The sequence below is a fragment of the Flavobacterium panici genome (assembly GCF_903819335.1).
Lineage (GTDB): Bacteria > Bacteroidota > Bacteroidia > Flavobacteriales > Flavobacteriaceae > Flavobacterium > Flavobacterium panici.
Map to the genome: position 1 here is coordinate 68,208 of NZ_CAIJDE010000033.1, position 13,554 is coordinate 81,761.

A 13,554-nucleotide genomic window follows, 5' to 3' on the forward strand; every position below is an offset into this window, starting at 1 on the left:
AATTAGATGATTAATAGAATGTTATCTCATTATTGACAGCCATCCTTTTTTAACCGTTCCATCTCCAATGGTAATCACATAAAAATAAGTACCTGTTGGCAGCATATCTCCTCTATTAACTACTCCGGATACATTTGCAGTTCCGTCCCAATCGTTCTCATAATGTGCTTTGCTGTACACTAATGCACCATATCTGTTAAAAACTTTTAACTCGTTGTTAGGGAATGTTTCGATACAATCAATTCTAAACAAGTCATTAGCTCCGTCATTATTTGGTGTAAACTCATTGTAAACTGTTAAACAAATTGGCTCAACCGAAGCTGAAGCTGAATTGTTTGTTGCATCGACATCTAAAGGAGTTGAGTTTTCGATAGTAGCAACATTTAAGTAGTTTCCGCTTGAAAGTACTTCTGCAACTATTGTTAACGTTACACTTTGTCCTGCTGGCAGTGTTGGAATTGTCCAAAGTCCTGTTGCCGGATTAAATGTTCCTGTTGATGTATTAGAGCTAACTAAATTATATCCTGTTGGTAATAAATCACTAACAAGTGTATTGATGAAACTTCCTTCGCCAACATTGTTTACTGTTATCGTAAATGTTACGTTGTCTCCAAAATTAGGCGTTGGATTATCAACCACATTCGTAATTGTTAAATCAGAACATGTTGCTACTGTTACGTTTAGGAATTTAGTTGTGGTTTCGTCACAAGTATTTGTGTAAGTAACCTCAACTCTTCCCGGTCCAATATCTGACCATGAGATTGTTGCAGATCCGTCTGCAGTTCCTCCGCCAGAAGTGATTGTTCCGTTTGTAACTGACCAAACATAATTTGATTTTCCATTTGCAATTGAATATGTTACTCCTTGGAAAACACATGGTGTGTCGTCTGTAGTTGTAAGCTGTACTAAAGCATCATTTTCAAAGGCAATTGTAATACCCAATCTTGTCGCGCTTTCACATCCGTTTGTTGTGTTACTAAGTGCGGCAGCGTAATACGTACCTGCTGTTAGTAATGTTCCTGCCGGAAGTGGTGTTCCACCTGTTGCAGTGGCGTAGAATACAACGTTTGGCTCGTTAACTAAAATGTTGGCTAATGTTGGCAATTTAGATAAACAGAACGTTTGTGTTGTATTTGGCGTTGTAATAATACCCGGAGTATTTACATTTACTGCAACTGCTAATCTTGCTGGATTTTCACAATTTATAGCACTTGCTACAGCTCCATAATATGTTCCTGTTGCTAAAGCTGTTGTGGCTGGAATTGCTGTTCCGCCTGTAGCAGAAGTATACCAAATCACATTTGCTTCATTTACCTGAATATTAGCAACTGTTGGTGCATTTATTGAACAGAAATCTTGTGTAGCATCTGTTGTAGTTGGCGTTGGGCTCGGATCTGTTACTGTTACTGTAACTTGTAAACGAGTTGAGCTTTCACAACCTGTTGCCGGATCTACAATATTTCCATAGTAAATACCTGATGTTAAGGCTGTAGTTGCCGGAATTGCTGTTCCGCCAGTTGCAGAGCTAAACCATGTTACATTGCTTTCGTTTACCTGAATGCTTGCAATTGTTGGTGAAGCTGTTGAACAGAAGCTTTGCGCAGCGTTGTTCGTTGTTGGATTAACTGTATTTCCAACTGTAACTGCAACTAATAATCTCACGCTGCTTTCACATCCTGTTACCGGATCCTGAATCGCTCCATAATAATTACCTGTTGCCAAAGCTGTTGTTGCTGGAATTGCTGTTCCGCCTGTGGCAGTTGTATACCAAACTACATTTGTTTCATTTACCTGAATATTAGCAACTGTAGGTGCGTTTCCAGAACAGAAAGTCTGTGTAGCATCTGTAGTTGTTGGTGTAGCAGGATCTGTTACACTTACCGCAACTGCTAATCTAACAGCACTTTGACAATTTGTTGCCGGATCTAAAATGGCTGCATAATAAGTTCCATTTGTCAAGGCAGTTGTAGCTGGAATCGCTGTTCCGCCTGTTGCTGTACTGTACCAAACAATGTTAGATTCATTTACCTGAATATTAGCAAAAGTTGGTGCATTAACTAAACAGAAGTCTTGTGTTGCATCTGTAGTAGTTGGTGTTCCCGGATCTGTTACACTTACTGCAACTGCCAATCTAACATTGCTTTCGCAGTTTGTTATTGGATTTAGAATTGAAGCGTAATATGTTCCTGTTACTAATGCTGTTGTAGTTGGAATCGCTGTTCCGCCTGTGGCAGCTGTGTACCAAACTATTGTTCCTACCGCTGGTGTGTTAACCTGAATGTCGGCAACGGTTGGCGCATCAATTAAACAGAAGTCTTGTGTTGCATCTGTTGTAGTTGGTGTTCCCGGATCGGTCACGCTTACTGCAACTGCTAATCTAACATTGCTTTCGCAGTTTGTTACTGGATCTAATATTGAAGCGTAATATGTTCCTGTTACCAATGCTGTTGTTGCTGGAACTGCTGTTCCGCCTGTAGCAGCTGTGTACCAAACTATTGTTCCTGTTGCTGGTGTATTCACCTGAATATTGGCAACAGTTGGCGCATCAACTAAACAGAAGTCTTGTGTAGCATCTGTAGTAGTTGGTGTTCCCGGATCTGTTACACTTACTGCAACAGCTAATCTAACATTGCTTTCGCAGTTTGTTGTCGGATTTAGAATTGAAGCATAATATGTTCCTGTTACTAATGCTGTTGTAGCTGGGATGGCTGTTCCGCCTGTAGCAGCTGTGTACCAAACTATGGTTCCAACGGTTGGTGTGTTTACCTGAATGTTAGCAACTGTTGGTGCATCAACTAAACAGAAATCCTGAGTTGCATCTGTAGTGGTTGGTGTTCCAGGATCAGTCACGCTTACTGCAACAGCTAATCTTACCGCACTTTCACAATTTGTTGTTCCGTTAAAAATTGATGCATAATAAGTACCTGTAGTCAAAGCTGTCGTAGAAGCGATTGCTGTTCCACCTGTGGCAGCTGTATACCAAACTATTGTGCCTACCGCTGGTGTGTTTACCTGAATATTAGCAACTGTTGGCGCATCAACTAAACAGAAATCTTGTGTAGCATCTGTAGTTGTTGGTGTTCCAGGATCTGTTACACTTACGGCAATTGCTAATCTAACATTGCTTTCGCAGTTTGTTGTTGGATTTAGAATTGAAGCGTAATAGTTTCCTGTTACTAATGCTGTTGTTGCTGGAACTGCTGTTCCGCCTGTCGCAGCTGTATACCAAACTATTGTTCCTGTTGCTGGTGCATTCACCTGAATGTTGGTAACGGTTGGCGCATCAACTAAACAGAAATCTTGTGTTGTATCTGTCGTTGTTGGTGTTCCCGGATCTGTTACAGTTACTGCAACTGCTAATCTAACATTGCTTTCGCAATTTGTTGTTGGATCTAAAATGGCTGCATAATAAGTTCCATTTGTCAAAGCAGTTGTTGCAGGAATTGCTGTACCACCTGTTGCTGTACTGTACCAAACTATATTAGTTTCATTAACTTGAATATTGGCAACTGTCGGAGCGTCAACTAAACAGAAATCCTGAGTGGCATCTGTTGTGGTTGGTGTTCCAGGATCAGTTACACTTACTGCAACTGCTAATCTAACATTGCTTTCGCAGTTTGTTGCTGGATTTAGAATTGAAGCGTAGTAGTTTCCTGTTACTAAAGCTGTTGTAGTTGGAATCGCTGTTCCGCCTGTAGCAGCTGTGTACCAAACTATTGTTCCTACCGCCGGTGTGTTAACCTGAATGTCGGCAACTGTTGGTGCATCAATTAAACAGAAGTCTTGTGTTGCATCTGTAGTTGTTGGTGTTCCAGGATCGGTTACGCTTACTGCAATGGCTAATCTTACATTGCTTTCGCAGTTTGTTGCTGGATTTAAAATGGAAGCGTAGTAGTTTCCTGTTGCTAAAGCTGTTGTAGCTGGAATCGCTGTTCCGCCTGTGGCAGTCGTGTACCAAACTATGGTTCCTACCGCTGGCGTATTCACCTGAATGTTGGCAACGGTTGGTGCATCAACTAAACAGAAATCTTGTGTTGCATCTGTAGTAGTTGGTGTTCCCGGATCGGTTACACTTACTGCAATGGCTAATCTAACGTTGCTTTCGCAGTTTGTTGCTGGATTTAAAATTGAAGCGTAGTATGTTCCTGTTACCAATGCTGTTGTTGCTGGAACTGCTGTTCCGCCTGTGGCAGCTGTGTACCAAACTATGGTTCCAACTGCTGGTGTGTTTACCTGAATGTCGGCAACGGTTGGAGCATCAATTAAACAGAAGTCTTGTGTTGCATCTGTAGTGGTTGGTGTTCCTGGATCGGTTACACTTACCGCAATGGCTAATCTAACGTTGCTTTCGCAGTTTGTTGCTGGATTTAGAATTGAAGCGTAATATGTTCCTGTTGCTAATGCTGTTGTAGCTGGAATTGCTGTTCCGCCTGTAGCAGCTGTGTACCAAACTATTGTTCCAACAGCTGGTGTGTTTACCTGAATGTCTGCAACAGTTGGCGCATCAATTAAACAGAAATCTTGTGTTGCATCTGTTGTAGTTGGTGTACCCGGATCGGTCACACTTACTGCAACTGCTAATCTAACATTGCTTTCGCAGTTTGTTGTTGAATTTAGAATTGAAGCGTAATAAGCTCCTGTCACTAAAGCTGTTGTATTTGGAATCGCTGTTCCGCCTGTAGCAGCTGTGTACCAAACTATTGTTCCTACTGCAGGTGTATTCATCTGAATGTCGGCAACGGTTGGCGCATCAATTAAACAGAAGTCTTGTGTTGTATCTGTAGTAGTTGGTGTTCCGGGATCAGTCACGCTTACGGCTATTGCTAATCTAACATTGCTTTCGCAGTTTGTTGTTGGATTTAGAATCGAAGCGTAATATGTTCCAGTTACTAATGCTGTTGTAGTTGGAATCGCTGTTCCACCTGTGGCAGCTGTATACCAAACTATGGTTCCAACAGCTGGTGTGTTTACCTGAATATTCGCAACTGTTGGTGCATCAACTAAACAGAAATCTTGTGTTGCATCTGTAGTAGTTGGTGTTCCCGGATCTGTTACACTTACGGCAATCGCTAATCTAACATTGCTTTCGCAGTTTGTTGTTGGATTTAGAATTGAAGCGTAGTATGTTCCTGTTGCTAAAGCAGTTGTAGTTGGAATCGCTATTCCGCCTGTAGCAGTTGTATACCAAACTATTGTCCCTACTGCTGGTGTGTTTACTTGAATATCAGCAACGGTTGGCGCATCAATCAAACAGAAGTCTTGTGTGGCATCTGTTGTAGTTGGTGTTCCCGGATCAGTTACACTTACGGCTATTGCTAATCTAACATTGCTTTCACAATTTGTTGTTGGATTTAAAATTGAAGCGTAGTAGTTTCCTGTTGCTAAAGCTGTTGTAGTTGGAATCGCTGTTCCGCCTGTCGCAGCTGTATACCAAACTATTGTTCCAACTGCTGGTGTATTTACCTGAATATTAGCAACGGTTGGTGCATCAATTAAACAGAAATCCTGAGTGGCATCTGTTGTCGTTGGTGTTCCCGGATCAGTCACGCTTACTGCAACTGCTAATCTAACATTGCTCTCGCAGTTTGTTGTAGCATTTAAAATTGAAGCGTAGTAGTTTCCTGTTACTAATGCTGTTGTAGTAGGAATCGCTGTTCCACCTGTTGCAGCTGTATACCAAACTATGGTTCCTGCCGCTGGCGTGTTTACCTGAATATCGGCAACGGTTGGTGCATCAACTAAACAGAAATCTTGTGTGGCATCTGTTGTCGTTGGTGCTCCAGGATCGGTTACACTTACCGCAATGGCTAATCTAACATTGCTTTCGCAGTTTGTTGTTGGATTTAGAATTGAAGCGTAATATGTTCCTGTTACTAATGCTGTTGTAGTAGGAATCGCTGTCCCGCCTGTAGCAGCTGTGTACCAAACTATGGTTCCAACAGCTGGTGTGTTTACCTGAATATTCGCAACTGTTGGAGCATCAATTAAACAGAAGTCTTGTGATGCATCTGTAGTTGTTGGTGTTCCCGGATCAGTTACACTTACTGCAATGGCTAATCTAACATTGCTTTCGCAGTTTGTTGTTCCGTTCAAGATTGAAGCGTAGTAGTTTCCTGTTGCTAAAGCTGTTGTAGCTGGAATCGCTGTTCCGCCTGTAGCAGCAGCATACCAAACTATGGTTCCAACGGCTGGTGTATTTACCTGAATGTCTGCAACGGTTGGCGCATCAACTAAACAGAAATCTTGTGTAGCATCTGTAGTAGTTGGTGTTCCAGGATCTGTTACACTTACTGCAACAGCTAATCTAACATTGCTTTCGCAGTTGGTTGTTCCATTTAAAATTGAAGCGTAGTAGTTTCCTGTTACTAATGCTGTTGTAGTTGGAATCGCTGTTCCGCCTGTAGCAGCTGTGTACCAAACTATTGTTCCAACTCCTGGCGTGTTTACCTGAATATCGGCAACTGTCGGCGCATCAACTAAACAGAAATCTTGTGTAGCATCTGTAGTAGTTGGTGTTCCTGGATCAGTTACACTTACTGCAACTGCTAATCTAACACTGCTTTCGCAACCTGTAATAGCGTCTGTTGCCGCCGCATAATAAGTTCCTGTTGTTATTGCTGTTGTAGATGGAATCGCTGTTCCTCCTGTTGAAACATTATACCAAACTACATTTGATTCATTTACCTGAATACTTGCAATTGTTGGTGCATCAACTAAACAGAAATCTTGTGTAGTATCTGTAGTTGTTGGCGTATTTGGATCACTTATGATAATTACGGCATCTTGTAAAGTTCCTGCAAGATTTTCACAAGTATTATCGCTGGCAACAGCCACGTGATAAGTAATTGGACTCATTGCTTTTGTTAATCCTACAGCGGTTAAAACACCTGCAGCATTGATTGTATACGTAACTCCTGCTATAACTGAACCATTTGTTATAGGCTGTGTTCTCGCTGCATCTAAATACCAGGTAAATACCGGATTTGTTAATGTTGGTGCAGTTGGAGTTAATGATGCTGGCACGCTGTGACAAACTGTTAAATCATCAACTAAAATATCATTTACAGTTGAAGGAGGCAGAATTGTGAATGTAATTTGTTTTCTGTCTGCAACTGTAGTTTCACAAAATTGATCTCCGCTAACTCCTACATAATAGGTATAAGTTCCCGGAGCTAATCCGTTAACGATTAACTGTGCAGTTGTTTCTCCAGGAATCAACTGAGCGGTAGTTCCGTTAAAGCTATACCAGTAATAAACAGGATTTGTTACAACTGGTGTTCCGCTTAAACTTGTTGCTAAAGTTACCGTTCCTGAAGGAGAACAAATTGAAGTTGTTGTTCCTCCATTTAAAGTAATATTTGTTAATGCATTTACCGGAGCAGAAGCTTTGATTTCAACTGTTACTTCTCCTCTTGCAAAAGTTTCACAGCCATAACGTACTGGCTGAACGTAGTATTTGTAGATTCCTGCTGTTAAACTTGCCGGTACTGTATAAGTAATTCCTGTAGCAAGTGCAGTTCCTCCTGTTGGTGCATCATACCAAATATAAGTTGAACAGGCTTCTTCGGGTATTTGAAGCGTTATATCTGTTCCCGGGCAGACCGTTATTTTATTATCCGGATCGGCTCCTATTACGGTTGTGTTTGCAACTCTTTCTACTGTATGAACTCTTAAGAAATCTAATACTCCAGCAACTCCTCCCAAACGAATTCTTACTCTATCGTAAACTTCTGTTGGTGAAGAAACAAGAGCTACTGCCATTGAGTTTCCTGGCAATAATCTTAAGCTCAATAACGTACTTGTATTTTGAATTGGCGCCCCAACGGCAACACTTCCTAAATAACGCTGAATACTAAATCCTGTCAATAAATTAACATCTAAAAGTGCTCCCGGTTTTGAGATCACAATTCTTAGTGTATCACTTACAACAGATGGTGTTTTGAATTCAACCGTTAAATCGGCAGCAGCCAAAACTCCCAATCCGCTATACATTGTTGCAAAAGTTGTAATGTCATTGTCTGCAATATTCCATGCATCGTTTACTCCTACTGCAGTTGTGACAGCTCCAATTCCTAAATCAGCTGCGCCGTAAAAAATATCGCGGATATCTCCAGGCGTACAAGCTACACTTGAAACTGATCTGTTATAATGTGCGTCGAATACTTTTGTATTTTGGGCTGCACTTAATAGTGAAGCTGACTGAATACGTATTCCGTCATAATCCTGCGGACCCGAAGCATCTGAAGGAACAAAAGTAAATTCATAGGTATTATCTCCAGAAATTAAATTCAATAAAGAACCTGATACAGACTGCATTGTTCCAATATCAACTCCTCCAATTGTTCCAATTACTGATAAATTTTGACCTACTGCTAATAAACTTAATTCAGAACCCAATTTAATAGTTACTGGTGTTCCTTTTGCAATTGGTGCTGGCCAAGTTAAATTTTGCCAGGTTGTGCCCACTCCTAAAAGTCCTAAACCAGTTGTAATTGTAGAAAATGTCTGCGGATCACCGTCGACTGCATTTGCTCCGTCAGTAACCGTTCCTGTAACTATTGATCCCATTGTTTGTGCAGTTGCATAAACTCTTTCTGTTAAAGATTGACAGTTACTAAGATCAATTACGTTAATTACTTTAGTTGCAGTTGCAGAACAAATTCCGTCGCTGGCAACAACTGTATAAGTATAAACTCCCGGTGTATTTAAAACTCCGGTAGTAAATGTTGGGCCTGTTAAAGCATTTCCTTGCGGATCAAACCACGAAATTGTTCCGGTTGATGTCGCTGTTAACGTAACATTTGACCCTATGTTTACTGATTCTGATGGGTTTGTTACAACCAAACTCGGTAATGCATTTATTGTCACCGTTACAGATTGCTGTACAGATGGACAAGTAACTCCATTACCCTGAGCCAAAATTGAATAAACACCACTTAATGTAATATTAGCTGCAGCATCTGCAGTTATTACATTATTTGATGGATCATAAAAAGTATAAGTTGTATTTCCTGTTGAATCAAAATTAGTTATCGCATCTCCTAAATTAGCACTTCCACAACCTGCTAACGTTGCATTTACAGTTAAAACAGTAGTTAAAGGGAAGTTAACGGTTACTTGTTTTAATGATCCATTTACATTTTCACAAGTTCCGCCATTTAAAATGGATACAAAATAATTATAAGGTGTTCCTGCAGCATTTAAACCTGCTATAGTAAGTTCTCCTGTTATAGCATCTTTAGTAAATGTTACTCCCGGCTGAGTTGCTACAGTAGTTCCTGTTATAATTTCCTGAGTTTTATTTTGATCTGTATAATATTTAAACTCTGCTCCTGCAATTGTCGATGATGTTGGAGTTAAAACGGCACCTCCGGCGCAAGTCGCCTCAACTGGAGTTGCAATTATAACATCAGCATCTGTAGGAATTGGCAGTACTGTAACTGTAACAGCCTGACGTAAACTATTAATACAAGTTCCTCCACGAGTTCCTTCTAAATAATATGTTGTAGTAGAAGTTAATGGAAGCGTTGGATTAACAGCTACAATATTTCCGCCTGTTGGAGCATCATACCAGGTAAAGGTTTCTGTACCTGTTGAAGATGCTGTTAAAGAAGCTGTCTGTCCTGAACAAATTGGTGCTGAAGCCCCTGTAATTGCTGCATTTGGAAATCTGTAAGAAGCATCATAAATATCTAAAGATACAAGTGCACTTAGTATTCCTGTTAATCGAACTTGTACACTTGTAAATGGACCGGCAGCAACAAAGCTTGCTCTAAAACGGTTACCACCTAAAAGCTGAACATTAACAAGATTGTTAATATTAGACTGATCTGCATTAGGAGTTACTCCATTAAAACTTTGTAAACTAATATTAGAAAGAGCACTAATATCCAGTAAACCAACTGGAATTCCTAACTCAACATCAATTATATCCCCTGCTTGACCCGGAGATGTAAAAGTTAATGTTTGCTGTATGTAATCCAATAATCCTAATGGAATTGTAAGTGTAGTTGCTGTTGCATTGTTGCCGTCAACAGAAGCTGCGTCATTAGCTGATGTACATGTAATACAGCCTAAAACTACTCCTCCTCTTGCAATAACCTGAGAGTTGGCTTGTAAACAAGTACTAATAGTATTTATTACAATTACATTAATAACTCCTCTTACTGGGTTTGCACAATTTGTTGCTACATCTACTGCCTCAACATAATAGCTTTTATTTGCTGTTAAAACTGGACTTGGTGTATACGTTTGCGTATTAGTAGCTATAGGTAAACCACCTGTTGCAACATCATACCAATTGTAGAAAACGCCCGCAACCGGATTCGAAACGGATAACGTAACGGTTTGCCCAGATTGTATAATAACATCCTGAGAAGCAAAAGTTGGCACCGCTGGTAAAGGAGTTACCGTTAAATTTACAGCCGTACGTGTTGGTGTTGAACAACTTCCAATAACTGCTTCAACATAATAATTTGTATTTGCTGTTAAAGCCGGTGTCGTAAATGAAGTTCCTGTAAATACTAAATTTCCTCCTGATGCAGCATCATACCAATTATAAGTAGTACCTGCCACCGGAGTCTGAACCGTTAAAGTCGTTGTCCCTCCGCTGCATATTGTTGATGGAGAAACATCGATTACCGGTAATACAGGATTATTTACTAAAACCTGAACCGGATTTCTTTCACTGTTAACACAGCCATTTCTTGTTATTTCAACATAATAAGTTGTTGCTGTTGTTAAAGCCGGAGTTGTAAATGCAGCTGTAGAAGCTAGTGAAGCTCCGCCAGTCGCAGCGCTATACCAATTAACAGTTTCACCAACTGCAAGAGCAGCAGTTAATGTTGTCGTTTGTCCGCTGCAAATAGTTGTATTTCCTGTTATAACTGGAGCTTTATATCTATAAGTTGCCTGATAAATATCTAAATTTGTCAGTACTGTTGCCAAACCTCCTAATCGAATTTCTACACGATCAAAATTGGCTCCGGCAACTACGCTTGCTCTAAAACGATCTCCGCTTAATAATTGCAAAGTAATTAACGGATTGTTAATTGAAACCCTGTCATTATTATAAGTTGCTCCATTATACGTTGCAAGACTAACAGCTCCTAACAAGGAAAGATCAGCTAATCCCCCTGGTAATTCTAATTCAACATCAACAATATCACCCGTTTTACCCGGATTAGTAAATTGTAATGTCTGCTGAACCCATCCATTAATTAAACCAATTGGAACAGTAAGTCTCGCTGCTGTTGCAGGATTTCCATCTACCGAATTATTTGGATTTGTAGAACTACACAATAAACATAAACCATTTTGTGTTGTTTGCTGACTGCTGGCTTCAAGACATCCGCCTAAAGCTGCCGGCTGAACCGTAACGGTTATTGGAACTCTTACTGCACTAACACAACTTCCGTTTGGACTTTGAGCTTCAACATAATATGTTTTTGTTGCAGTTAAAATAGGTGTTATAAAAGTTGGTGTATTTGTTGCAACTGGTGTCCCTCCTGTAGGTAAATCATACCAATTTAATTGTGCACCAACTTCAGAAGTTGTTGCATTTAAAGTTGCATTTTGACCTGACTGAATCGTAACACTTTGTGTCAAAACAGTTGGTGTTGCAGGAACTGCTGTAGAAACTACATTGACTGTAGTACGCGTAGGACTTACACAACTGCCTATCGCTCCTTCTACATAAAAAGTTGTAGTACCCAAAGGTACTGTAGGTGAATATGTTGTTCCCGTTGCTAATGCTACTCCTCCACTTGAAACAGAATACCAGGAGTATGTTGTTCCGGGAATAGGATTTAAAAGGGTTAAAGTAGTCTGCTGTGTTGCTCCTGTAGAACAAATAGTAGTTCCGGCGTTGTTAACAGCTGGTGCAACTGGATTAGAAACATTAAGAACAACTGGTACTCGAACATTGCCTTCGCATCCGGCAGCTCTGGAAATACCAATATAATAAGTAGTATTAGCATTTAATGCAGGAGTTGTAAAACTATTTCCTGTAATTAATGGTGTTGTCGACGCTGCTGAGCTATACCATGCAAGTGTAGTTCCTGCAGCGGGAGTTGCTGTAAGGGTTGGTGTAGCCCCGGCACAAACCGTTTGCGTTAAACCACCGGCAACTGTTGGCTGTGCAAATTCTAATCGGACATCATAAATTCGTAAGCTGACTAAAAGACTTAAAAGTCCGCCAACCTGAATTTGAACCTGATTTGCATCACCTGTTAAAGTGTACTTTGCAACTGCTACAGTATTTCCTGAAAGCAAATTTAAGTTCAGGAGCGGACTATTTAAAGCCACACTTGAACCTACATTTACGCCAGACAATTTAGTTTGAAGAGATGCATTAGATAGCAATCCAACATCCAGCAAACCATTTCCTGTACCAAAATAAATTGCAATTTGATCTCCTGCTCTTGCTGTCTGGTTCAAAGTCAGTGTTTCTTCGACGAAACAGCCTACTCCAACAGCATTTGTCAGGGTTGCAAAAGTCGTTAAGCCCGCGCTGTCATAAGCGTTGGCCGGACTATCAACATTTAATCCTACACACAATAATCCGCCCTGACTATTTGTTTGAGACGTAGGTCTGCAAATAGTCTGCGCAAATGAATTCGTGCATAATAGGAATAAAAATAATAGTCCGAATAATCTCTTCTGAAAGTTGAGACTACAAAAAGTAAATTTTTTTTTCATAATTTGGAAGATTAGAAAATGGACAATAAAATACCTGCTGCCATAAGCACGTATGCTTAGGCAATTAAAAAAAACATTAAAAATCAATTAGTTAAACTCTAAAACAAATCCTTAGCACATAAAGACTATAGTTTAAATTTTCATTAAAAAAATTACGTTGTGTCTGGTATACCGAAGTATACAATTGAGTCCTTTTTATTTTCTTCAAACAAAAAAAATCTCGAAACTTTTAGGAAATATTGATCTACACCAATCTTCCAAATGAAGTGATTTGTTTTAAAATTAATTTTCATAAAAGAAAATTTAAAGTGTAGGGGGGGGAGAATTTTAATTCAATAATATTTAATCAATTTCAAATAGAAAGTTGATTACTCTTTCTATGATTTTGACTTCTCTAAAATCAAAATCTAAATTGAATCAATTAGACATTAAAGATTTGTACATTAAAACAAAATTTAACAGACAACATGATCGTCTACGCAATGCAGACAACACTTTAAATATTTAGAATTGAATATTAAAAACTTTTGAAAAAAGTGTGTAACAAAAGAAGGATAATCAAAAGAGTGAAGAAGTTTGTTTTTCTTCAGAATAATAAAATATAAAGCTAAAATAATATGAAGACCTAATGCAAACTCAATAATAAAGAAAGTAAATGTCAGTTCCATAAGCAGGGCGATTAAAGTTATTATTATAAAGCCGATTCGATTATAATTATTATATAGTATATTTTGATCTTAAAAGTTCAACAGATAAATTTTTCTTGATTTTTATTGAAGAAAACCTAAAAAATATTTTGTTTAACTTTTGTATTCTAAAATTAAAAAAAACAAAAGAATAAAACAAGTATAAAAT

General features: G+C 39.3%; 1 protein-coding gene. It reads right to left on the minus strand.

Features of this window, described 5'->3' with window-relative positions:
- Window positions 1-21: 21 nt before the first annotated feature.
- A complete protein-coding gene (locus tag FLAPXU55_RS06185; protein ID WP_180856995.1) occupies window positions 22-12,699 on the minus strand; it encodes an Ig-like domain-containing protein in 12,678 nt (4,225 codons plus the stop codon).
- Window positions 12,700-13,554: the final 855 nt, after the last annotated feature.